Here is a 21,166-nt window from a genome sequence, read left to right as displayed (position 1 = left end):
TGAGATATGTCAAATTGGTATATCAGGTAGTTACGTATGCCAATAGTAGCGACTCATGTCCGCTGCCACAATGGCCCCCATCGATAAATAGCAAGGCGGGAGACAGGACATGACGCGTGGCGTGCCGTGCCTTTTGATGCGAGGCGGGACATCCAAGGGGCCGTTTTTTCTGGCGAGCGATTTGCCGCAGGACGTGGCCGAGCGCGACCGCTGGCTGCTGGCGGCGATGGGCTCGCCTGACGCGCGGCAGATCGATGGCCTGGGCGGCGCCGATCCGTTGACCAGCAAGGTCGGCATTCTGGCGCGCTCGAGCGACGGCGCGGCCGACCTCGATTTTCTGTTTGCCCAGGTAGCGGTGCGCGAGGCCCGCGTCGACACCACCCCCAACTGCGGCAACATGCTGGCCGCGGCCGGACCGGCCGCCGTGGAGTTCGGCCTGCTGGCCGCGCGCGGCGACGCCACCACGCTGCGCATTCGCACCATCAATACCGGCATGATCGCCGAGTCGACCTTTGCCACACCCGGCGGCGAGCCGGCCTATGAAGGCGATGCGCGCATCGACGGCGTGCCCGGCACGGCATCGCCGGTCACGCTGAATTTTCTCGACACGGCCGGCTCGGTGTGCGGCAGCCTGCTGCCGACCGGCCGCGTGGTGGATTTCATCGATGGCGTGCCCGTGACCTGCATCGACAACGGCATGCCGGTGATGGTGGTGCCGTCCGCCGCGTTCGGCCTGACCGGCTACGAATCGCGCGAGCGCCTGAACGCCGACACCGAACTCAAGGCGCGCCTGAACGCGCTGCGCCTGGCCGCCGGACCGCTGATGAACCTGGGCGACGTGGCCGGCAAGGTGGTGCCGAAAATCACCCTGGTGGCGCCGCCGGTCAATGGCGGCACGCTGTGCACCCGCACTTTCATTCCGCACGACTGCCATGCCGCCATCGGCGTGCTGGGCGCGGTCACGGTGGCCACCGCGGCCGTGCTCGAGGGTTCGGTCGCGCATGCGGTGGCGCAGTTGCCGCCGGGCGACGACAAGCTGATTTCGGTCGAGCATCCGAGCGGCGAATTTTCCGTGGCTTTGTCGCTCGCGCGCGGCGCCGCCGGCGGCCAGCCCGAGGTCAGGCGCGCCGCGTTGTTGCGCACCGCGCGTCTGCTGATGCGCGGCGAAGTGCCGCCGCGCCGCTGACCCGTCAACCCACAACTCCGGCGCGTTCGCCCGAGCGTATCGACGGCGCGCGGATCGATCTCATTGAGGAGCCTACATGCAAGTCACTAACAAAACGGCGCTGGTGGTCAGCGCGCATTCGGCCGATTTCGTGTGGCGCGCGGGCGGTGCGATCGCCCTGTATGCCAAGCGTGGCTGGCGCGTTTGCGTGACCTGTCTGTCATTCGGCGAGCGCGGCGAATCGGCCAAGCTGTGGCGCCAGCCGGGCATGACGCTGGAGCACGTCAAGCAGAACCGGCGCGGCGAAGCCGCGCGCGCGGCCGAGCTGCTGGGCGCCGAGGCGGTGTTTTTCGACGCCGGCGACTATCCGATGCGCGCGACCGACGAACTGCTGTATCAATTGGTGGATCTGTACCGCACGCTGCGCCCATCGTTCGTGCTGACTCACTCGCTGCAAGACCCATACAACTTCGACCACCCGCTGGCGGCCCATCTCGCGCAGGAAGCGCGCATCGTCGCGCAGGCGCATGGCCACAACCCCGAGCAGGCGGTGCTGGGCGCCCCGCCGGTGTTCCTGTTCGAGCCGCACCAGCCGGAGCAATGCAACTGGAAGCCGCAGGTGCTGCTGGGCATCGACGAAGTCTGGGAGCAAAAGCGTCGCGCCTTCGAACTGATGGCCGCGCAGGAGCATCTTTGGGAGTACTACACGCGGGTCGCCTTGCAGCGCGGCGTGCAGGCTTCGCGCAATTCCGATCAAAAGATCACTTACGCGGAAGGCTATCAGCGCGTCTTCCCCCAAGTCACGGACGGCCTGTCATGAACCCTGTCGTCGTTACCACCAAACCGACTTTCCCGGCGTCGGTCGCCGCCCGCCTGGCCGCGCTCGGCACGGCCACCGTGCACGAGGCGCAAGGGCGCAGCGGCTTGATGCAGGCGTATTTGCGGCCGATCTACCGCGGTGCGTCGATCGCCGGGCCCGCCGTCACCGTGCTGGCGCAGCCGGGCGACAACTGGATGCTGCACGTCGCCGTCGAACAATGCCAGCCGGGCGACGTGCTGGTGGTCGCCTGCACTACCGACAACAGCGACGGCATGTTCGGCGACCTGCTGGCCACCTCGCTGCGCGCACGCGGCGTTGCCGGGCTGGTGATCGACGCCGGCGTGCGCGATGTCGCGACGCTCGAGCAAATGGGCTTTCCGGTGTGGGCCAAGGCGATTCACGCACGCGGCACCGTCAAGGCGACGCTCGGCAGCGTCAACGTGCCGGTGGTGTGCGGCGGTGCGCTGGTCACGCCGGGCGACGCCATCGTCGCCGACGACGACGGCGTGGTGGTGGTGCCGCACAGCCGCGTCGAAGCGGTCGCCGCGCAAGGCGAGAAGCGCGTGGCCCTCGAAGAGGAGAAGCGGGCCCGCCTGGCTGCCGGCGAGCTGGGGCTCGACATCTACCAGATGCGCGAGCGCCTGGCGCAAATGGGGCTGCGCTACGTCGCCTCGCTCGACGAACTCGATTCCTGACTCACCGATTAACCCGATCGAATAGAACGAAGATCCGATGACATTGAAATCCTGCCTGCCGCCCGATCCGAATCCGCTCAAACCGGCTCATGCGCTGCCCGCCGGGGCGTGCGACGCGCACTGCCACGTGTTCGGCCCGGGCAACGTATTTCCCTATGCGCCCGACCGTAGTTACACGCCGCCCGATGCGCCGTATGAGGGCCTGGTCAAACTGCACGACTGGCTGGGCATCTCGCGCGGCGTGATCGTGCAGGCCAGCTGCCACGGCACCGACAACCGCGCGATGCTCGATGCGATAGAGCGCAGCCAGGGCCGCTATCGCGGCGTGGCGATCGTCGATGGCGACGTCACCGACGAGGCGCTGGCGCAGATGGATGCGCAGGGCGTGCGCGGCGTGCGCTTCAACTTCGTCGCGCACCTGGGCGGCGCGCCCGACCTCGACGTGTTCGACCGCGTGCTGCGGCGTATTGAGGCGCTGGGCTGGCACGTCGTGCTGCATCTGGACGCGCAGGACATCGTGACCTACGCCGAGCGTATCGATCGCATTCGCGTGCCGTTCGTGATCGACCACATGGGCCGCATCAGAGCCGAGGCCGGTACCGATCAGCCGTCTTTCCAGCGCCTGCTCGGCTTGATGCGCAACCCGCTCGCGTGGGTCAAGGTGTGCGGCAGCGAGCGCGTCTCGGTGGGGCGCCGCCCGTTCGACGACGCCATCCCGTTCGCCCGCGCGTTGATCGAGGCCGCGCCCGATCGCGTGCTGTGGGGCACCGACTGGCCGCATCCGAATATTTCGAAAGACATGCCCAACGATGGCGAGCTGGTCGACCTGATGTTCCGCTTTTGCGACGACGCGGGACTGCGCGAACGGTTGCTGGTGACCAATCCGGCCCGCCTGTATGGGTTCGAGGCGATCTGACGCACGGCAGTGACGGCCGAACAGGCGGGCACGACACTGGCTCGCCGGGGGGCAGTCGCGCCCACGCCAGGACGGGCGCGGGCGGGCAATACAGCATGCAACACGCAACACGCAGCACCACAAATCTATAACGCAAGGAGACAGCATGAACAAAACACTCGCACGGGCACAGCGGCTCGGCCTGAGCGCGCTGGCCGGCGCGCTGCTGATGGGTACCTCGCTGGGCGCGGCCGCGCAGGCGGCGATTCCGACCAGCTCGGTGCAGGTCTACGGCCTGATCGGCGTGTACGTCGATAACCTCAAGCGCAGCGGCATGTCGTCGGGCGTGGTGCAGGAGGGCAGCGGCGGCCTGACGACTTCTTACTGGGGGTTGCGCGGCCGTGAGGATCTCGGCGGCGGCACTTCGGCGATCTTCGCGCTGGAGAGCTTCTTTCAGCCCAACAACGGCGACATGGGGCGCAAGAGCACCGATCCGTTCTGGTCGCGCAATGCCTACGTGGGGTTGACCAATCCGGCCTACGGCACGCTGACCTTCGGGCGCCAGACCAATCCCACCTACCTCAACATGCAGAAGGTCAATCCGTTCGGCGGCTCGGTGGTGTTCTCGCCGCTGGTGATGCAGACCTTCATTGCCACCTATGGCGGCAACATCATCGGCGACACGGTGTGGAACAACGGCGTTCAATACCGCACGCCCAACTGGCATGGCCTGGCGGGCTCGGTGTTCTACAGCGTGAGCAATGTCGCGGGGCAGGGCGGCGACAACAACCTCGGCCTGCATGCCAGCTATCAGCATGGCGGTCTGACCGCGGTGGCGTCGATGCAGCGCGACCGCATGTCGGCGGTGGCCCCGGTGGTGCAGCAGGACGTCTACCTGGCCGGCGCCGCCTATGACTTCAAGCTCGTTAAGCTGTACGGCGCGTTCGTCTCGACCAACAGCGAGGGCGCGCAGGCCACTTCGCATACGTACGAGCTGGGCGCCTCAGTGCCGGTGGCGCACAACAGCGCGGTGCTGCTTGAATGGGCGCGCACCAGCAAGACCGCGCCGCGCAATGGCGGCTACATCCGCAACACCGCATCGGCCGGCTACGACTATCACTTCTCGAAGCGCACCGACGTCTATGCGGTGTATTCGTTCGACAAGCTGACGAGCCAGGGCGCGGGCAGCACCTACGGGGTCGGCGTGCGGCACACGTTCTAAACCAGCCCGCGCCGACGCTCGCGATCCGCGCCGCGGCGGCAACTCGCCGCGGGCGGTGGCGACGGCCGGGCCGGGCATCAGGCATTATCCGGGGGCCCGGGAGCGACGCGCGCTCCCGGGGCACAGGCTTCATCCATAACAAGCGAGGAGATATCACCTTGGAAGCAACGCTCAACGCGCCGGCACGCCCGGCGCTGACACAGCGGCAGGTCGTTGCGGCCATCGCCTTTTCAGGCCTTGGCTGGGCCTTCGATCTATTCGATCTTTTCATTCTGCTGTATGTCGCGCCGATTCTGGCCAAGGTTTTCTTCCCGTCGGGGCAGCAGATGCTGTCGCTGGCCGGTGTGTATGCCGCCTTCACGGCGACCCTTATCATGCGTCCGGTGGGTGGCTATCTGTTCGGCCGCTATGCCGACAAAAACGGCCGCAGGCGCTCGATGGTGGTGGCCGCCACTGGCGTGGGCCTGTCGACCGCGTTGATGGGCACGCTGCCGACCGTGGCGGTGATCGGCGGCCTGGCCACCGTGCTGTTTCTCGCACTGCGGCTGATTCAAGGCGTTTTCATGGGCGGCATGGTGGCCTCCACTCATACGCTGGGCACCGAGTCGATCTCGCCAGGCCGGCGCGGCCTCGCCTCGGGGATCATCTCCGGCGGCGGCTCGGGTGTGGGCAAGCTGTTCGCCTCGCTGGCCTTCCTGCTGGTCAGCGCCGTGTTTCACGGCCCGAGCTTCCAGGTGTGGGGCTGGCGTGTGATGTTCTTCACCGGGCTGATCAGTTCGTTCCTGGGCTTGTTCGTATTTACGCGCCTGCATGAATCGCCGCTGTGGGAGGCGTTGCAGCAAGACGCGAAGCATGGGCGCAGTGCCTCGCCGGCGCAGGCCGTTGAGTCGTCCCGGCTCGGTCATTTCATGCCGACCATACTGCTGTGCATTGTGCTGACCACCGCGGGCGGCGGCTTGTCGTACCTCACCTCGGGCTACCTGCCGACTTTCATGAAACTGGTCGATCACGTCAAGCCGACCGATCTGGGACTCATTCTCAGCATGGCCGCGCTCGTGGTGATTGCCTCCTCGGTGCTGGCCGGCTATCTGTCCGACGTGATGGGCCGACGGCGCGCGATGGCCGTGTACGGCGTGGTGTCGCTGATCGCCATTCCGTTGCTGTATCACGGCCTGTCGATGACCACCGATCTGCGCATGATCGGCCTGTATGCGGTATTGCTCAGCGGCGTCGGCACGTTCTGTTACGCGCCGCTGCTGATCGTGCTCAACGAGCGCTTCCCGACCGCGCTGCGCTCGAGCGGCACGGCGATCTCATGGAACATCGGCTTCGCCCTCGGCGGCTCGATGCCGGTCATTGTCTCGCTGCTCGCCCGCCTGTCGGCGAACCTTTCCGTCGCGCTGGCGATTTCAACGGGACTGCTCGCCGCGCTCTATCTGATCGGCGTGTATCTGGTGCCGGCCAAAAAGAACCTGATGGGATAACCGGCGCCTGATGCGCTCGCGCGCCCGGATCAATTAAAAGCACATGGAGGAGACAATATGAAACTCGCAAAGACCATCATTTGCGCCGGCCTGTGGTGCGGTGCGCTGCTGGCGGGACAGACGCGGGCACTGGCCCGCGGCGTGGATTTTCCGCTGTTCGATACGCAGGTCCATTTCTACAGCAGCGATTTCGTGCAGTTCCCGCTGCATGCGCAGCACGCTTATATGGGCGAGGCGGTAATGACCGCGCGCGCGGCCCATCACCCGAACGACCCGGCGCGTGTGGACAGCGACTGGCGGCGCATGGGCGTCGCGGCCGGCGTGGGCATTCAGTACGGCGCCGCGTATCGGAGCGACAACCGTTATCTGCTTTCGGTGGCCGCGCACAGCGACGGCAAGGTCACGCCGGTAGTGATCGTCGATCCCGATACGCCCGATGCGCCCGCCGAGTTGGCGCGGCTGGCCGCAGCCCATGGCGTGGCCGGCTTTCGCAAGATCGGCAAGCGCGCGCCCGATGGCAGTTACCCGTGGCTGGCCAGCGAGGGCATGTTGCGCCTGTGGCAAGTCGCCGACCAGGCGCGTCTGGTGGTCGAACTGATGCCGTATCCGCGCAGCCCGGATCCACGATTCCTGCACGACATCGGCCAGTTGGCCGAGCGCTTCCCGCACGCCAGGATCGTCCTCGACCATTGCGCGTGGCCCGCGCCGATCGGCGCACCCAGCTATGGCTTCGACGCCTCGTATGCCGCCCTGGCCCAGCATCGCAATGTCTATCTGAAGGTGACCACCGAGAACTTCGCGCGGGTGCATTACGACAAGGCTTTGATGCGGGGGCAAGTCGAGCGCGCCGTGCATCTGTTCGGCGCCGGGCATGTGATGTGGGGCTCCGACATGGGCAACACGATGATTCCGTATGCCGACATGGTCAACCATGCGCTTGCAGCCACCGCCGGCCTCAGCCCGCAGGCGCGCAAAGACGTGCTGGACGAAACCGGTCGCCGTGTCTACGCTGCCGGGCGCTGATGGCGGCGCCCGCCATTTATGACTTGAGCCTGCCGGCGGATTTGCCTACCATGCTGACCAACACCGTTAACTTGTCATGCATGAGGGGTCTATGTTCAAGCGTTGTATCGCATTACTGCTGTTGGCCGGTGCGCTCCTGTCGCTGGCCGGCTGCAACACGGTGGCCGGTTTCGGTCAGGACATTTCGGATTCGGCGCGCACGGTGCAGCACGCGCTGTAAGTCTGTGAACGGGCCCGCTCGCAGGGCGCCGGAGGGACCGACATGGCGGCAACGCCGAACGACGACCTTCTGAAAATTTCCGAGGCCGACGCCTCGCGTGCGCTGGCGAGCCTGCCGGTGCCGTTTGCCGTGCTGTTCGAGCGGGGCGATGTCTCGGTGGAACTGTTCGCGCCACGCGGGACGGACACGCAGTCGCCGCATACGCGCGACGAGTTGTACATCGTCTCGTCGGGTTCGGGCACCTTTCGCCGCGCCGACCAGGTATGCGCGTTTACCGCCGGTGACGTGCTGTTCGTGCCGGCGCACGTCGAACATCGCTTCGAGACCTTCAGCGCCGACTTTCGGACCTGGGTCATTTTCTTCGGGCCCGAGGGCGGCAATCGCCCCTGAGCATGGCGCGGGCGCGTGACGGCGCCCCCGCTGTCAACGCGCCCGCGGCCGGGGCGCGCCCGTCGTGATGCCGCTGTGGTCCGCCCGGAAAATCGTCGTCAAAAACTCGCGCATCGCACTCATGCGCCCACTGGCGCGCAGGTCGCGATGGATCATCATCCATAACTCGCGCGACAGAATGTGATGGCCCGGCTCGACGCGCCGCAGACGGGCGTCGCCATCGCCGACGAAGGTCGGCAACACCACCACGCCGAGCCCCTGGCAGGCTGCCATGTACTGCACGTTCATGCTGTTGCTGGCCAGCGCGGGCGGCTGGCCGGCGAAGGTGGCGCGCAGCCATTTCGTCATGGCCAGGTGCGACCACGAATCGTCGCCGGCCAGATAGGGCAGGGTGCGCCAATCCTGGTCGGCGCTCGATATGCCGGCCGCGACATACGCGGCAAACGGCAGGCCGCCGAGCGGTTGCGCGATGTACTCGCCTTCTTCTTCCCGGGTCGGCGCGGCCATGCGCACGGCGATGTCGGCGTCGCGGCGCGACAGGTTGACGTAATTCACGCCGACGATGAGTTCCACGCGCAGCTTCGGGTATTGCGCCAAAAACGCCTTCAGACGCGGTGCGATCCAGTAGGAGGCCAGCGTCTCCGGCACCGCCACCCGCACCGTGCCCGACAGTTGCTCGGCCTGCTTTCCCACCCCCTCGGCCTGCCGCTCGAAGCCCAGCATCGCCTGTTCGACCGGCAAGGCGCTCGCCAGCAGGCGCTCGCCCTCGTCCGTGAGCAGATAGCCGGTTTGCCGTCGCAGGAACAGCGTCAGGCCCAGCGCATGTTCCAGCGCATCGATGCGGCGCGAGACCGTTGCCGGACTCACCGCCAGCTCGCCGGCGGCTGGCGACAGGCCGCCGGTACGGGCCACCGCCAGGAAATAGCGGAGATCGTTCCAGTCATTCATTTTTGAAAAATGATATTCAATTTATTTGCGTAGATTTTCAAATTCGAAAAACAAATAATACCCCTGTCTTCGCTAACAGGGGGTCATCATGAAAAAGAGCCTGGTTTATCTGACACTCGTTTTGAGCACGCTTTTCTGGGGCGCCAACTTCAATCTCGGCAAATACGTCGTGCATGCGATGGACCCGCTGGCCGCGGCCGCCTGGCGGTTCATTGCCGCCGGCGCGGTAATGGCGGCCTACACCTTTTACAAGGAGGGGATCGACTGGGCGGGCGTGCGCCGCAATCTGGCGCCGCTGGCCGTGATGGCGCTGCTCGGCATCTTCGGCTTCAACGTGGCGTTTTTCTATGGGCTGCAGACGACCTCGTCGGTCGACGGCTCGCTGATCATGACGCTCAACCCCACCATCACCGTGGTGCTCACCGCGCTGGTGATCGGCGACCGGATCTCGTGGCGCCAGGTGCTGGGCCTCGCGCTCAGTTTCACCGGCGTGGTGACCGTGGTCACCGGCGGCGCATGGAGCATGCTGGCGCATTTCACCCTGGGCCGCGGCAATGGACTGATTCTGCTCGGTAACCTGTGCTGGGCCGTCTACAGCATCGTCGGCAAGCGCTTCATCCGGCAACTGTCGGCGCTGCAGACCACCACGGCGACCATGCTGATCGGCGGTGCGGCAATCACCGGCCTGGCCATGGCCACGCACGGCGGCACGCTGCCGGTGCCGGCCGCGCCGAACGTCGCGGCGCTCGCGGTGATGGCCCTGTTCGGCTCGGTGATGGCCTATCTGTGGTGGAACAACGGCATCCGCACCATCGGCCCGGCGCGCACCGCGGTGTTCTTCGACCTCGTGCCGATCTTCACGATGGTCATCGCCATCAGCCTCGGCGAGCATGTGACCCTGGCGCAAGGGCTCGGCGCGGTATTCGTGATCGGCGGCGTACTGTTTTCGTCCGGTGCGCTGGACCGGCCGGCTACCCCCGCCCAGACGCGTCTGGCGCCGTCGGGCGGGCAGCGGACGTGCTAGAGGATTCGCCAAGGGGAACCGGATTTGGGCGCGCTCAATGGGCATGGGAAGCAGTTGGAATTGCATCGCGCCGGTGTAGATGCACGCACTTGACCTGAAAGCATTGCGTATCTACAATGGCTATACTTCATGGGGTGTGCAATGGAACTGTCGATTCAAAAATGGGGCAATAGCGCAGCGGTGCGGCTACCGGCCGCGCTCCTTGATCAACTTAAAGTCGCGCTGGGCGACAAGCTCGCTGTGGATGTGCGCCCGGAGGGGCTCATGCTGAAGCCGGCTCGGCGCAAGTATGCGCTCAGCGAACTCATCGCACAGTGCGACCCGAAAGCGTCGATGCCGAGCGATTTGGCGGTTTGGCATGGGAGTGCTCCGGTAGGTCGTGAGATATGGTGAGACGCGTCAAGTTTGATCGTGGCGACATCGTGCGCGTGAGTTTGAATCCGACGGCAGGTCGCGAGCAGCAGGGAGATTTTCGCCCCGTCCTGGTGTTATCGACGGCATTGTTCAATGCGCTAGGCGTCGCCCTCGTTGCGCCAATCACGCAGGGCGGCGAGTTCGCCCGATTCGCCGGCTTCGCGGTACCGCTGTCGGGTTCCGGCACCGAAACTCAGGGCGTTGCCTTGGTGAACATGGTTCGCGCACTGGATCTCGAAGCTCGCGGAGCGAAGAAGATCGAGCGCGCGCCAGCAGAAGTGGTGGAGAATGCACTTGGCCGGCTGCAAGCGATATTGGACTGACTGAAACAAGATCAACGCCAGGTAGTTTTCCAGCCGGCCGGGCTGCCACCGATGTGCGCCGCGCAGGGCGCAGCCGGAGCGGCTTTATTGCGTGTGAATATAGGTGCCGTCAAATACGTGGCGCGCAAGCAGAAAATCGCGTATGCCGACGGCGGCACATCCAGTTTCCGCCACGCGTACAATCCATCAGGCAGGCTCGGTTTGTCGATCGGAGGTGCGTGATGCGTCAGCTCGAACTCAGCAAAGCCTTCACCCTGATGGAGTCGGGGCCCGTCATTCTCGTGACCACACATGACGGCGGGCAAGACAACATCATGACGATCTCGTGGACCATGGTGATGGATTTCACGCCGGTGTTCGCCATCACGACCGGCGAGTGGAATTACTCCTACGCGGCGCTGCGCAAGCATCGCGAATGCGTGATCGCGATTCCCACCGTCGATCTGCTCGACAGGGTGGTGGGCATCGGCACCTGCTCTGGCGTCGACACCGACAAGTTCGCCAAATTCAAGCTCACCCGCGTGCCGGCCCGGCATGTCAAGCCGCCGCTGATCAAGGAGTGTCTGGCCAATATCGAATGCCAGGTCATCGACATCGTCGAGAAGCACAACATCGTCGTGCTGCAGGCCGTGGCCGCCTACGTCGACACGACGCGCAAGGAAAAGCGCGTGGTGCATGCGGTGGGCGACGGCACCTTCATCGTCGATGGCCGCAGGCTGGATAGGCGCAAGATGATGGCGAGCAAGCTGCCGGCGGGGGTTTAGGGAGAATTGAGGCGTCGGCGAACTCGAGATGGCCGCCAAATGGACGCCGCGCTCGCCGTCCGTTACCCATCATCACTTCATCAGGAGCGTCACGCATGGCAACTTACATCGTTTTCACACGCGAGAGTACTCAGGATCCGACCGAGCTCAAAGCCTATATGGCGGCGGTGGCAGATACCTTTAAAGGCCACCCGATCAAGGTGCTCGCCGCTTACGGGGCGCAGCAAGTGCTGGAGGGCGCGGCGCCCGAGGGCGTCGTCATCGTCGAGTTTCCCGACACGAATGCCGCCCGCGCATGGTATGACGGCGCGCAATACCAGAAGGTGGCGCAGCACCGCTACAAGGGCGCTACCTATCGGGCCGTACTGGTCGAAGGCGTGTAACGCGCCGTCGTGCCACCGGCATCCTTTTCAATAGGTTGCCGGTGTATTGACCCACAGGATCCGGGCCGTCGCCTCCCCCGCATTGCGATAGCCGTGGGGCGTCTCGCTGGTGAAGGTGAAAGCGTCTCCCGCATGCAGTATGTAGCTCGCATCCCGTAAAGTCAGCTCGACGGTGCCTTCGAGGACGTACCCGACTTCCTCGCCGATGTGCTCGATTTGCCCGTCGCTGCCTTCGCCCGGATCGAGGATATGAATGTTCGCCTGCAGCAAGCCGTTTCGGGTTGGCAGCACGACGCGCTCGAGCGCAATGCCTCCGCCGCGGATCACGGGTCGGTCGCCTTGCCGCATCACCGGCCCCCCGGTGGGTTCCGCCGGCGAGGTCAGCGCGGCGATATTGGTTTCCAGCGCGACCGCCAGCCGATGCAGGGTGGCCAGCGAAGGCGTGGTATTGCCTTTCTCTATCTTGGAAATCAGGCTTTCCGAGCAATTGGCCTTCTGCGCCAACTGCAACAGCGTCAGGCCGGACATGCGGCGTGCGTGACGCAGTCTGCCGCCGAGCAGCGCCTGGGGCGTGGCCGTGTCGTCCGGCGCGGGTTGGGTCTCGGTGCCGCGGTTGGATGTTTTCATGATGGGACTGGCTCGAGAGGTTACCGGCAAGCCAGTTCGGTCACGGCATAGGCCAGTGCCTTTGCGCCCAGATAAAGCTGGCGGGGCTCCGTATACTCGGCAGCATTATGACTGATGCCCGCGCGGCTCGGCACAAAAATCATCGCGGTCGGACATACGTCCGCGACGTACATTGCGTCGTGGAAGGCGCCGGATGTGAGCCTTATCGGCGCTTGCTCGCCCGCATTGGCGGCCGCACGGGCGCAGCCGCGTTCGATGAGGGCGGCCATCTCCGGTGGGAAGCGCGTCATGCCGCGTGCAAACAGGCTCTGCACCTGGGCGGCATAGCCGTCGGACGCATCGAGATTGGTCACGGCATCCCTTAGCGAGGCTTCGAAGCCGGCCAGCACCGCTTCGTCGACGCAGCGCGCGTCGACCGTGAATTCCACGTCGCCGGCAATCGTATTGATCGAATTCGGGTCGACCCGCCACCGGCCGAGCGTCATGCGCAACCCTTGAGCGCGCGCCGCATCGGCGCATGCGTACAACCGATTGGCCAGCGCCATTGCCGCGCGCATCGCGTCGCGCCGTACCTCCATGGGCGTCGTGCCCGCGTGCGCAGCAGCCCCCAAGATCTTGACGCTGAACCACCGCACGCCCTGGATGCCGGTCACGACGCCCAGCGGGACATTGGCCGCCTCGAGCACAGGCCCCTGCTCGATGTGCAATTCGACGCATGCGTGGACCGGGTGGCCGAGCGGGCAACTGTTGACATCGCCGACCTGTGCCAGCGCGGCGTCGAGCGCAGCGCCGAAGGTGACGCCTGCGGCGTCGCGCGAGGTACGATAACCGGTCAGGCGCTCGGGCTTGGCGAATGCGCTCGAGCCCATGGCCCCGGGTCCGAAGCGCGCCCCCTCCTCATTGGTCCAAACCACCACCTCGACCGGACGCCGGGTGGCGACGGAGGCATCGTTCAACGCCTGGATAACCTCGAGCCCCGCGATCACGCCGTAGGCGCCATCGAGTTTGCCGCCCACCGGTTGGGTGTCGATATGGCTGCCGGTGAGCACCGGCGGCAAGTCCGCTTGCTGCCCTGCGCGCCGAAAAAACAAATTACCGCACGCGTCGACACGAACCTCGCAGCCGAGCGCGCGGGCGCGCTCGATCAAATGGCGTCGCGCCTGCAAATCCAGCGGGGTCAATGTTTCGCGGGAGACACCGCCGTCGCTGCGTCCGCCGAACGCGGCCAACGCTTCGATGGCTTCGTTGAGGCGACCGCTGGCGACGGCATCCTGTGCGTGCGCCGCTGCATCGGCCGCTATGTGACTGACGTCGGTACTGCTCATATCGTGATTGCCTGAGATTGTGTTTATTGAATTGAGGGAATCGGGGCGCGGCACATCAGCCCGCGCCCAGGGCCTGTTCGAGCCGCGCGGCGGCCGATAACGCGGCCTCGTCGCGCCAGCGCGGGCCAATCACGGTTACGCCGATCGGCAGCCCGGCGGGGCCGTGACCGACCGGCACGTTCACGCAAGGGTTGCCAAGCAGGGTCCACATGCGGCTGAACAGCGGATCCCCGGTGGAAGCCAGCCCCGCCGGCGCTTCGCCGGCCGCGCTCGGCGCCAGCAGCACGTCGAACCGGTCGAACAGCGCCGCGAGCGCATGGCGACCCTGCTCGGCCTGGCGTTGCAAGGCCGCGTAGCGCGCACCGCCCAGCGCCGCGCCTGCGGCCAGCACTTCGCGAAACGGCTGGCTCAGATCGCTCAGGTGCGTGCGGCACTCGGGCGTATAGGCCAGCGATGCTTCGTAGCCCATGATCGCGGCTTGCACCTCGGCAAGATCGTCGCAAGCGTGCGGCAGCACCGCGTCGGCGATCTTGGCGCCGGTTGTCTCGAGCAAACCCGCCGCATCGATCAGCGTCTGCCGGCTGGCCGGCGTCGCGGCATCCCAGTATGGCGTCGGGCAGATGCCGACGCGCAGCGTGCTGGCTGTTTCAATGGCGAACTCGCGCTGCGCGAGAACCCCCACGAAAAAAGCCGCGTCATCGACGCGCCGGGTCAGCACGCCGAGCGTATCGAGGCTCGGTGCCAGCGGTTTGACCCCGGCGCTTGACAGCGTGCCGAAGGTCGGCTTGTAGCCGACGATGCCGCAGAACGAGGCCGGGCGCACGATCGACGCCGCAGTCTGGGTGCCGAACGCGACCGCCGCCATGCGGGCTGCCACGGCGGCGGCCGAGCCGCTCGACGAACCGCCTGGCGTGTGCGGTGCGCTCAGATCGGGCGAGCGAGGGTTGACGGTCGGCCCGGGCTGGAAGGTCGCGAATTCGGTCGTTACCGTCTTGCCCAGCACGATCCCGCCCGCGGCGCGCACCGCGGCCACCGCCGCCGCATCGGTCACGGGCCGGTGTGCCGCGTAGATCGGCGAGCCGTAACCGCTTGGCATATCGGCGGTGTCCATCATGTCCTTGACGGCGACCGGCACGCCGGCAAGCAGCCCGCCAGCACCCGCCGCGTCGATGCGGCGGGCCTGCGCGAGCGCCAGCGCCGCGTCGACATATTGCCAAGCGTGCAACACGGGCTCTTGCGCCTCGATCTGTTGGAGATACGCGCGCACGATCGCCTCGGCGCTCAAAGCGTGTTGTGCTACCCGACGCGCGAGTTCGCGTACGCTCAATGCCAGCATGTCAGTCATATGGTTTTTCCCATGCCCGCGCGCTCAGGCGAAGTAGGCCGCGCGCACTTCGTTATTTTCGGTCAACTGCTGCGCCGTGCCGCAGGCCACCACGCGCCCTTGCGACAACACGTAGCCGTAGTGCGAAATCGCCAGCGTCTGGTGAGCGTTCTGTTCGACGAGCAGCACCGTGGTGCCGAGCTCGTTGATCTGCTTGATGACCTTGAAGTTCTCCTTGACGAACAGCGGCGAGAGCCCCAGCGATGGCTCGTCGATCAGCAGCAGCCGGGGCGCGGCCATCAGGCCCCGGCCGATCGACACCATCGCCTGTTCGCCGCCCGACATCGTGCCGGCGAGCTGGCGCGCACGTTCGCGCAGGCGCGGAAAGATGCCGTAGACGCGCTCGATGCGCTCGCGTACCTGGGCACCGCCCTTCTCGAGATAGGCGCCGAGCATGAGATTCTCCTCGACGCTCATGCGGGGAAACACCTTGCGCCCCTCCGGAATGCAGGCGATGCCTCTGGCAATGATGCGATGGGTCTTCTCGCCGCACAGATCGGTGTCGTCCCACAGCACTTGGCCCGCACGCGGCGGCGTCAAGCCGAGGATTGCCCGGATCAACGTACTCTTGCCCGCGCCGTTGGCTCCCAGAATGCAGGTGATCTTGCCGGGCGCGACGTCGATTGAAATATCGTGGAGCACGTCCACCTTGTCGTAGCCCGTGCGCAGATTACGGATCTGCAGATGGCTCATGCGGCCTCCCCGAGATAGGCGGTTTGCACCAGGGGATCAGCGGTGATCCGCGCGAAGTCGCCGTCGGCGATTTTCCTGCCGTAGCTGAATACGATGCAGCGCTCGGTGACGCGCTCGATGACGTTCATTTCGTGTTCGATCAGTACGATGGTCAAGTTGCGCAGCTTGCCGCGCACTTCGAGAATATCGTCCATCAGTTCATGGGTTTCGTCGTGCGTCATGCCGGCCGACGGCTCGTCCAGCAACAGCAGTTGCGGGCCGCTCATCAGCGCGCGGCAGACCTCGATGCGGCGCCGGTCGATCATCGAGAAGGTGCCGACCGGCTCGAACAACCGTTCGAGCAGCGGCGGGCTGAAAATCGCCAGCAGTTGGCGCACCCGTTCGACGGCTTGCTCATATTCGGCCCGAAACGCCGCGCGCCGGAACAGGTTGAAAAACAGATCGTGCCGCAGGTGCTGATAGTCGCCTATGACGATGTTGTCGAATACGGTCAGCGGCAACGACAGGCGCGAGCGTTGAAACGTACGGGAGATTCCCGCGCGGTAAATCTCCTGCGGGCTCAGGCCGGTCATGAGCTTGTCCTGGAAGCGGATCGCGCCGGCACTCGCCTTGTAGATACCCGTGAGTACATTAAAGAAGGTGGTCTTGCCCGAGCCGTTCGGCCCGAGCAGGCCCAGCACTTCGCCCGCGTGGATATCGAGCGAGAGGTTATCCAGCGCGGTCAGCCCGCCAAAGCGCATGGTCACGTCCTGCGCTTGCACCAGAGGGGAGTTTGCGCTCATCGCGACGCCTCGTTATTGAAGAATTGGCGGGTCCGGCGCGGCAACAGTCCGTCATTGCGGAACAGCAGAATCGCGATCACGACCGCCGCGTAGAACAGGAAGCGGTACTCCTGGATAAACTGCAGCTTCTGCGGCAGCACCAGAACGATGAAGGCGGCCGGCACCAGGCCGAGTGGATTGCCCAGGCCGCCGAGGACCGCGATCGACACCAGCAGCAGCGAATCGCTGAAGGTGAAATTGTCGGGCGACACGAAACCGATCATCATTCCGTACACGCTGCCGGCTACGCCAGCCAGAAAATTGCCGAGCATGAAGGCGACCACTTTCCAGCGCGCAATATGAATCCCGAAGGCCGCAGCGGCCGTCTCGTCGGTGCGTACGACATCCATGCTCAAGCCGATCCAGGATCGCTCGAGCCGCTTGATCGTGATATACGCCGCGCCGAAGATCACGAGGCTGAGCAGTGCGTAGGGGACGTAGAAGGAGACATCCTGGTCGAACAGTTCGAACCCGTCGTTGAACGCATAACCGAATGTCGCGATGCCGGGCAGGCGCAGCCCCTGCGGACCGCCCAGCACGTTGTTGACCTCGACGAATGTGTGGAACAGCACGCCGAATGCGATCGTCACCAGCGCCGCATAATGGCCGCGCGTACGCAGGACCGGCAGAATCAGGATCGAGCCGATCGCGGCCGACACCACGCCGCTGAGCAAGATCAGCAACAGGTGCGATATGCCGGTGCGGGCCGCCAGCACGGCGATCGTATAGCTGCCGATGCCGAAAAATGCGGCGCCGGCAAAATTCGCGATGCCGACGTAACCGAACTGCACTGTCAGGCCGAGGCAGGCTGTCGAGAAGAGCAACACGGTGCAGATCAGCAGCAGCACATAGTGCACATCGTAGAACGCGGCTATCAGTGCCAGCGTGGCGAGCAGCGCGCACCACGGCCCGGCTCCGGGGCTCGCGCGCGACGCGGCCTCGATGCGCCGGGTGAGGCCGAAGCGGCTCGCGGCAAACACTGCGGCGGCCGCCAGCGCCAGCAGTACGCACACCTCGATTTGCGACTTGGCCTGCAGGAACAGCCATAGATAGGCGGTCATGACAACGGCCAGCGCGATCTGCAGGGCAACGCTGCCGCGGCTGCCCGCGTGGGAGGGGGGCATCGTGCTCATACTCGCTCACTCATTTGTTCAGCAATCAGTCCGGTCGGCTTCCAGGTCATCAGCACGATGACCACAGCAAACGCGAATACGTCCTTGTAGGCGCTGGGAATGTCGGGCACCAGGGTCGGCAGCGCGGCACTCCCGAGCACTTCGAGACCCGCGAACAGGAAGCCGCCGAGAATGGCGCCGTAGATGTTGCCTAGACCGCCCAGAATGGCCGCCGAGAATCCGATGACGCCAAGCAGCAGCCCTTCGTTGAAGTTGATCTCGTTGTAATAGAGACCATTCATTACGCCGGCCAGCGCGGCGATGGCCGAACCCAGGCCGAACGTCAGCAGTACCACTGCGCCGAAGTTGATGCCCATCAGCCGTGCGGTTTCGCCGTCCTGCGCGACGGCGCGAATCGACAGGCCCAGCCGAGTCCGCGTAATCAGCAGATGCAAGCCGACGATCACGGCGAGTCCGGCGAGCAGCAGAATGATGTTATCGACGCGCAGCGCAAAGCCGCCGAGCTGTACCGACGACCCGGGCAGCAGCGCCGGAAACGTGTTCGGATTGGCGCCATCCGGATAGAACAGGCGCACGCATTCGCGCAGTACCGAGCCGAGCATCAAGGTTGCCAGCAGGGTATTGAGCGGTGGCGCCCGATGCAGCGGCAGAATCAGGAAGCGAGCGATGGCCGCGCCCAACAGTCCGGTCAGGATGGTGGCGCACGCCACCACCGCCACCAGTTGCAGCCACGGCGAACCAATGCCGAGCGCCGAAACGCCAAGCGACGCGGCCAGGCCGGCGAACGCACCGACCATCAACACGTCGCCGTGTGAAAATTGAATCACGTCGAGCACGCCGAAAAACAGGGTGAAACCGACCGCGACCATGGCGTAGACCATGCCGAGCATTAGCCCGTTGACTAAGTACTGCCCTAACGCGTTCATCATTACCTCATCGAGCAGATCATCCAGGCGCGCGGCGCGTAGGCAGCGCCGCGCGGCTCAGCAGGTCAGAGACCCTTCAGCTTGCGTTGGCCCTTCGCGTACTGGCTGTCCTCCCAGACCACCCACTTGCCGTCCTGCACGACGTACTTGGTAATGAGCGGCACGATGTTCTGGCGATGATCGTCGAATGTGACTTTGCCGATGATGGTATCGGCGTTCGCCGTCTTGTTCAGCGTGTTGCGCACCTTGTTGCGGTTCGGGCCGTCTTTCTCGACGGCATCGATGATCAGGTTGGTCGCGGCGAACGCAAATGCGCCATAAGCTTCCGGCGGTTCGGCGTATTTCTGGGCGTTGTACTTGGCGAGGAAATAGGCGCCGCCCGGCAGCTTATCGGTGGGTGCGCCTTCGAGAAACGACAACGAGCCTTCGGCCAAGGCCGGGCCGACGCCGCTGATGTAAGCGTCGGACTTGATGCCCGAGGTGCCTTCGAACTGTGCCTTGATGCCGAGCTTTTCCATCTGCGTGCGAATGCGTACGCCGACCGGCGTCAACCCGCCGAAATACACGACCTGGGGTTTCAGCTCGCGGATTTTGGTCAATTCCGTCGTAAAGTCCTGCTGGTCGGCCGATACGCCAATGTCGGCGAGAATCTTGCCGCCGTCCTTGGTCAGCGCGGCGCTGAAGTATTTGTCATGGCCATTGCCGTAGTCGGTCGTGTCGTGAATGATCACGAACTTCCTGTAGCCGAGACCCGTCATGAACTTTGCGGCAACATCGTTCTGATTGATCATGGTGCCGTTAATGCGGTGAACTTCCTTGTAGTTGTTGCCGTAGGTGACATCAGGAAGCACGGCGCCCCACACCATGATCGGCAGGTGGAAGCGGTGGTACACGTCCACGCTCGCCATCGCCACGGCCGAACAGAAATTCGTCACGCCGGCAACGATGCTTTCGTCCGATGCGGCCTGCGTCGCGACCTGCACGCCAATGTTCGGTTTGCATTCGCTGTCGAACGCTACCAGTTGATACTGATATTTGGACTTTGGGTTCGCATTGCGCAGGCGTACGGCGAGGTCTGCGGAGTCGCGGCCGCCCAGGCCGACCGACGACACACCGCCGGTCAGCGGTCCAATGAACGCGATCTTGACGACGTCCTTCGCGAACGCCGACCCCCCCAGCAATGACCAACTGAGCGCTGCGAGTCCCATAACCTTCGAAAGCTTCTTAATGCCCACGGTTATTCCCCTTTCATTGAATTCAAGTAGGTTGATCTGCATTCAAGCGGCTGTAATCAACTGGGGTGATGAGCAAGAGGCGTGCCAATGTCACCAGGACGGGCGCTCGGCCTGCGTTGGCGGGGCGGCGGCGCGCTCAGGCATGCCGGCATGGCCGGCAGCGCGCGGGGTCACGCACCACTGCGATCAGGTGGACGCACGAAGCCGGTGCGCGCAGTGGCGCTATGCGTGCCGAGTCGGTGCATCGCAGACGTGGAATCTGCTTACGGGGTGGCCCCCAGAGCCGTCAATCAGGATCCGTGATTCTCGTGACCACGCACGATGGCGGGCAAGACAACATCATGACGATCTCGTGGACCGTGGTGATGGATTTCACGCCGGTGTTCGCCATCACGACCGGCAAGTGGAATTACTCCTACGTGGCGCTGCGCAAGCGTCGCGAATGCGTGACCGCGATTCCCTCCGTCGACTTGCTCGACAACGTGATGGGCGTCGGCGCCTTCATCGTCGACGGCCGCAGGCCGGACCGGCGCAAGATGTTAGCGAGCAAACTGCCTGCGGGGGGTAGGGGATAGGGGCGGGGTGCCTACGAGGGCCGCCCCGGTCCGGCGATAACCGCGGCTGGACGAGCCGAAGCCGGAGCCGTTAGTTGCTGACGCCGATCTGCTTCATCAACGTTGCGGTGTCCCAAAACAAATACTCCTCGTCCATCGTTCCATGGTTGTTCCAATGCCCCAGCGTCGCCATCGGCAGGTGGTAGCGCTTTCCGGTCGGCTGTATGACCTTGCCGTCGGCGAGCACCATGGGCTTTGTGAAGGTGCCGTCGAGGTAGCCCATGACCGCTGTCCAGCGACCGTCGGCGGTACCGAATCTCACCGTATGCTCAGTAATGCGATTATCGGGGGCAAAGGTCCACATGAATTTCAGTTCCTTGATGTGGTCGGGAATGCCTTTCGTGATGTGACCATCCGGGTAATGAACAACGATGTTTGCCGCGTGGCTCTTGTGCAGGTCCAGCCAGCGCTGCTGGGTATACACGTGAAAGTCCAGGTCGTCGAAATTCGCGAGGTGGGTTGCCAGCGCGGGCGGCATGCCGGGAATGATGGGCGTCGGCTTGCCTGCGGTGGTGGGCGGCCAGGGATTGGTTTTGGCAAACGATGACGAAATGCCAAACGCACTCACGGCGATCATGCCTGCTGCGATCGCGATCTTGATCTTTCGATTCATTGCATGGATTCCTTAATGTTATTTT

25 protein-coding genes are annotated in these 21,166 nt (G+C 64.7%); 15 read left to right on the top strand and 10 right to left on the bottom strand.

Annotated elements, in window-relative coordinates; translation table 11 throughout:
• Positions 1-109 precede the first annotated feature (109 nt).
• The 9 genes from PATSB16_RS17580 (at position 110) to PATSB16_RS17545 (ending at position 7,914) form a co-directional block, all read left to right on the top strand.
• A complete protein-coding gene (locus PATSB16_RS17580) occupies positions 110-1,186 on the top strand; it encodes a 4-oxalomesaconate tautomerase (RefSeq protein ID WP_047215341.1) in 1,077 nt (358 codons plus the stop codon).
• 76 nt (positions 1,187-1,262) lie between these two features.
• Positions 1,263-1,985 (top strand): PIG-L deacetylase family protein, encoded by a 723-nt coding sequence (locus PATSB16_RS17575; RefSeq protein WP_047215340.1) that lies wholly within the window; start codon positions 1,263-1,265, stop codon positions 1,983-1,985.
• A complete protein-coding gene (locus tag PATSB16_RS17570) occupies positions 1,982-2,680 on the top strand; it encodes a 4-carboxy-4-hydroxy-2-oxoadipate aldolase/oxaloacetate decarboxylase (protein WP_047215339.1) in 699 nt (232 codons plus the stop codon). Before PATSB16_RS17575 ends, PATSB16_RS17570 begins: the two co-directional genes overlap by 4 nt.
• Before the next feature lie 43 nt (positions 2,681-2,723).
• Entirely contained in the window at positions 2,724-3,596 is an 873-nt protein-coding gene (locus PATSB16_RS17565) for an amidohydrolase family protein (protein WP_047216711.1), read from the top strand.
• Between the two features lie 145 nt (positions 3,597-3,741).
• Entirely contained in the window at positions 3,742-4,797 is a 1,056-nt protein-coding gene (locus tag PATSB16_RS17560) for a porin (RefSeq protein WP_047215338.1), read from the top strand.
• Positions 4,798-4,955: 158 nt separating this feature from the next.
• Positions 4,956-6,281: an MFS transporter gene (locus PATSB16_RS17555; protein WP_047215337.1), complete on the top strand. Its 1,326-nt coding sequence runs from the start codon at positions 4,956-4,958 to the stop codon at positions 6,279-6,281.
• 57 nt (positions 6,282-6,338) lie between these two features.
• Complete coding sequence (locus PATSB16_RS17550) at positions 6,339-7,304, top strand: amidohydrolase family protein (protein ID WP_052892736.1); 966 nt, start codon at positions 6,339-6,341, stop codon at positions 7,302-7,304.
• 91 nt (positions 7,305-7,395) lie between these two features.
• A complete protein-coding gene (locus tag PATSB16_RS21210; protein WP_156884802.1) occupies positions 7,396-7,524 on the top strand; it encodes an entericidin A/B family lipoprotein in 129 nt (42 codons plus the stop codon).
• A 42-nt stretch (positions 7,525-7,566) separates the two neighbouring features.
• On the top strand, positions 7,567-7,914 hold the full coding sequence (locus PATSB16_RS17545) for a cupin domain-containing protein (RefSeq protein ID WP_072628677.1): 348 nt from the start codon (positions 7,567-7,569) through the stop codon (positions 7,912-7,914).
• A gap of 33 nt (positions 7,915-7,947) precedes the next feature.
• Here PATSB16_RS17545 and PATSB16_RS17540 read toward each other — a convergent pair whose 3' ends face one another.
• Positions 7,948-8,862, bottom strand: a complete 915-nt coding sequence (locus tag PATSB16_RS17540) for a LysR family transcriptional regulator (protein WP_047215336.1) — start codon at positions 8,860-8,862, stop codon at positions 7,948-7,950.
• A gap of 88 nt (positions 8,863-8,950) precedes the next feature.
• On the opposite strand from PATSB16_RS17540, the gene PATSB16_RS17535 reads away from it, so the two are divergent.
• The 5 genes from PATSB16_RS17535 to PATSB16_RS17515 all read left to right on the top strand — a co-directional run bounded on the left by PATSB16_RS17535 (position 8,951) and on the right by PATSB16_RS17515 (position 11,770).
• On the top strand, positions 8,951-9,886 hold the full coding sequence (locus PATSB16_RS17535) for a DMT family transporter (protein ID WP_047215335.1): 936 nt from the start codon (positions 8,951-8,953) through the stop codon (positions 9,884-9,886).
• 141 nt (positions 9,887-10,027) lie between these two features.
• On the top strand, positions 10,028-10,279 hold the full coding sequence (locus PATSB16_RS17530) for an AbrB/MazE/SpoVT family DNA-binding domain-containing protein (protein WP_047216708.1): 252 nt from the start codon (positions 10,028-10,030) through the stop codon (positions 10,277-10,279).
• The gene (locus PATSB16_RS17525; protein ID WP_047215334.1) at positions 10,273-10,623 is read left to right on the top strand and encodes a type II toxin-antitoxin system ChpB family toxin; all 351 of its coding nucleotides are present in this window, start codon (positions 10,273-10,275) and stop codon (positions 10,621-10,623) included. Before PATSB16_RS17530 ends, PATSB16_RS17525 begins: the two co-directional genes overlap by 7 nt.
• A gap of 221 nt (positions 10,624-10,844) precedes the next feature.
• Positions 10,845-11,387 (top strand): flavin reductase family protein, encoded by a 543-nt coding sequence (locus PATSB16_RS17520; RefSeq protein WP_047215333.1) that lies wholly within the window; start codon positions 10,845-10,847, stop codon positions 11,385-11,387.
• Positions 11,388-11,482: 95 nt separating this feature from the next.
• On the top strand, positions 11,483-11,770 hold the full coding sequence (locus PATSB16_RS17515; RefSeq protein ID WP_047215332.1) for a DUF1330 domain-containing protein: 288 nt from the start codon (positions 11,483-11,485) through the stop codon (positions 11,768-11,770).
• 27 nt (positions 11,771-11,797) lie between these two features.
• On the opposite strand, the gene PATSB16_RS17510 is transcribed toward PATSB16_RS17515, so the two are convergent.
• From PATSB16_RS17510 to PATSB16_RS17475, 8 genes are all read right to left on the bottom strand, one after another.
• Entirely contained in the window at positions 11,798-12,397 is a 600-nt protein-coding gene (locus PATSB16_RS17510) for a helix-turn-helix domain-containing protein (RefSeq protein WP_083566831.1), read from the bottom strand.
• 20 nt (positions 12,398-12,417) lie between these two features.
• Positions 12,418-13,722: a M20 family metallo-hydrolase gene (locus PATSB16_RS17505; protein ID WP_047215331.1), complete on the bottom strand. Its 1,305-nt coding sequence runs from the start codon at positions 13,720-13,722 to the stop codon at positions 12,418-12,420.
• Positions 13,723-13,777: 55 nt separating this feature from the next.
• Positions 13,778-15,067: an amidase gene (locus PATSB16_RS17500; RefSeq protein WP_047215330.1), complete on the bottom strand. Its 1,290-nt coding sequence runs from the start codon at positions 15,065-15,067 to the stop codon at positions 13,778-13,780.
• 24 nt (positions 15,068-15,091) lie between these two features.
• On the bottom strand, positions 15,092-15,799 hold the full coding sequence (locus tag PATSB16_RS17495; RefSeq protein ID WP_047215329.1) for an ABC transporter ATP-binding protein: 708 nt from the start codon (positions 15,797-15,799) through the stop codon (positions 15,092-15,094).
• Complete coding sequence (locus PATSB16_RS17490; RefSeq protein WP_047215328.1) at positions 15,796-16,581, bottom strand: ABC transporter ATP-binding protein; 786 nt, start codon at positions 16,579-16,581, stop codon at positions 15,796-15,798. Before PATSB16_RS17490 ends, PATSB16_RS17495 begins: the two co-directional genes overlap by 4 nt.
• Positions 16,578-17,753, bottom strand: a complete 1,176-nt coding sequence (locus PATSB16_RS17485) for a branched-chain amino acid ABC transporter permease (RefSeq protein ID WP_237170256.1) — start codon at positions 17,751-17,753, stop codon at positions 16,578-16,580. Before PATSB16_RS17485 ends, PATSB16_RS17490 begins: the two co-directional genes overlap by 4 nt.
• Positions 17,750-18,679: a branched-chain amino acid ABC transporter permease gene (locus PATSB16_RS17480; RefSeq protein ID WP_047215327.1), complete on the bottom strand. Its 930-nt coding sequence runs from the start codon at positions 18,677-18,679 to the stop codon at positions 17,750-17,752. The genes PATSB16_RS17485 and PATSB16_RS17480 overlap by 4 nt, the downstream gene beginning before the upstream one ends.
• A gap of 65 nt (positions 18,680-18,744) precedes the next feature.
• Positions 18,745-19,887 (bottom strand): branched-chain amino acid ABC transporter substrate-binding protein, encoded by a 1,143-nt coding sequence (locus PATSB16_RS17475; protein ID WP_047215326.1) that lies wholly within the window; start codon positions 19,885-19,887, stop codon positions 18,745-18,747.
• Between the two features lie 95 nt (positions 19,888-19,982).
• On the opposite strand from PATSB16_RS17475, the gene PATSB16_RS17470 reads away from it, so the two are divergent.
• Positions 19,983-20,489 (top strand): flavin reductase, encoded by a 507-nt coding sequence (locus tag PATSB16_RS17470; RefSeq protein WP_418303871.1) that lies wholly within the window; start codon positions 19,983-19,985, stop codon positions 20,487-20,489.
• A 70-nt stretch (positions 20,490-20,559) separates the two neighbouring features.
• Here PATSB16_RS17470 and PATSB16_RS17465 read toward each other — a convergent pair whose 3' ends face one another.
• The gene (locus PATSB16_RS17465) at positions 20,560-21,141 is read right to left on the bottom strand and encodes an ester cyclase (protein WP_047215325.1); all 582 of its coding nucleotides are present in this window, start codon (positions 21,139-21,141) and stop codon (positions 20,560-20,562) included.
• Positions 21,142-21,166 lie beyond the last annotated feature (25 nt).

Source organism: Pandoraea thiooxydans, assembly GCF_001931675.1.
GTDB classification, from domain to species: Bacteria; Pseudomonadota; Gammaproteobacteria; order Burkholderiales; family Burkholderiaceae; genus Pandoraea; species Pandoraea thiooxydans.
The sequence above is the reverse complement of the archived record's forward strand: the minus strand, read 5'-3'. Positions and strand labels throughout refer to the sequence as shown.

Coding starts and splice junctions, on each gene's coding strand:
- PATSB16_RS17465 (WP_047215325.1), bottom strand. CDS start 21,141: ATGAATCGAAAGATCAAGATCGCGATCGCAGCAGGCATGATCGCCGTG.
- PATSB16_RS17575 (WP_047215340.1), top strand. CDS start 1,263: ATGCAAGTCACTAACAAAACGGCGCTGGTGGTCAGCGCGCATTCGGCC.
- PATSB16_RS17530 (WP_047216708.1), top strand. CDS start 10,028: ATGGAACTGTCGATTCAAAAATGGGGCAATAGCGCAGCGGTGCGGCTA.
- PATSB16_RS17540 (WP_047215336.1), bottom strand. CDS start 8,862: ATGAATGACTGGAACGATCTCCGCTATTTCCTGGCGGTGGCCCGTACC.
- PATSB16_RS17485 (WP_237170256.1), bottom strand. CDS start 17,753: ATGAGCACGATGCCCCCCTCCCACGCGGGCAGCCGCGGCAGCGTTGCC.
- PATSB16_RS17495 (WP_047215329.1), bottom strand. CDS start 15,799: ATGAGCCATCTGCAGATCCGTAATCTGCGCACGGGCTACGACAAGGTG.
- PATSB16_RS17550 (WP_052892736.1), top strand. CDS start 6,339: ATGAAACTCGCAAAGACCATCATTTGCGCCGGCCTGTGGTGCGGTGCG.
- PATSB16_RS17560 (WP_047215338.1), top strand. CDS start 3,742: ATGAACAAAACACTCGCACGGGCACAGCGGCTCGGCCTGAGCGCGCTG.
- PATSB16_RS17470 (WP_418303871.1), top strand. CDS start 19,983: ATGAGCAAGAGGCGTGCCAATGTCACCAGGACGGGCGCTCGGCCTGCG.
- PATSB16_RS17480 (WP_047215327.1), bottom strand. CDS start 18,679: ATGAACGCGTTAGGGCAGTACTTAGTCAACGGGCTAATGCTCGGCATG.
- PATSB16_RS17500 (WP_047215330.1), bottom strand. CDS start 15,067: ATGACTGACATGCTGGCATTGAGCGTACGCGAACTCGCGCGTCGGGTA.
- PATSB16_RS17580 (WP_047215341.1), top strand. CDS start 110: ATGACGCGTGGCGTGCCGTGCCTTTTGATGCGAGGCGGGACATCCAAG.
- PATSB16_RS21210 (WP_156884802.1), top strand. CDS start 7,396: ATGTTCAAGCGTTGTATCGCATTACTGCTGTTGGCCGGTGCGCTCCTG.
- PATSB16_RS17490 (WP_047215328.1), bottom strand. CDS start 16,581: ATGAGCGCAAACTCCCCTCTGGTGCAAGCGCAGGACGTGACCATGCGC.
- PATSB16_RS17525 (WP_047215334.1), top strand. CDS start 10,273: ATGGTGAGACGCGTCAAGTTTGATCGTGGCGACATCGTGCGCGTGAGT.
- PATSB16_RS17570 (WP_047215339.1), top strand. CDS start 1,982: ATGAACCCTGTCGTCGTTACCACCAAACCGACTTTCCCGGCGTCGGTC.
- PATSB16_RS17475 (WP_047215326.1), bottom strand. CDS start 19,887: ATGGGACTCGCAGCGCTCAGTTGGTCATTGCTGGGGGGGTCGGCGTTC.
- PATSB16_RS17545 (WP_072628677.1), top strand. CDS start 7,567: ATGGCGGCAACGCCGAACGACGACCTTCTGAAAATTTCCGAGGCCGAC.
- PATSB16_RS17520 (WP_047215333.1), top strand. CDS start 10,845: ATGCGTCAGCTCGAACTCAGCAAAGCCTTCACCCTGATGGAGTCGGGG.
- PATSB16_RS17505 (WP_047215331.1), bottom strand. CDS start 13,722: ATGAGCAGTACCGACGTCAGTCACATAGCGGCCGATGCAGCGGCGCAC.
- PATSB16_RS17535 (WP_047215335.1), top strand. CDS start 8,951: ATGAAAAAGAGCCTGGTTTATCTGACACTCGTTTTGAGCACGCTTTTC.
- PATSB16_RS17515 (WP_047215332.1), top strand. CDS start 11,483: ATGGCAACTTACATCGTTTTCACACGCGAGAGTACTCAGGATCCGACC.
- PATSB16_RS17510 (WP_083566831.1), bottom strand. CDS start 12,397: ATGAAAACATCCAACCGCGGCACCGAGACCCAACCCGCGCCGGACGAC.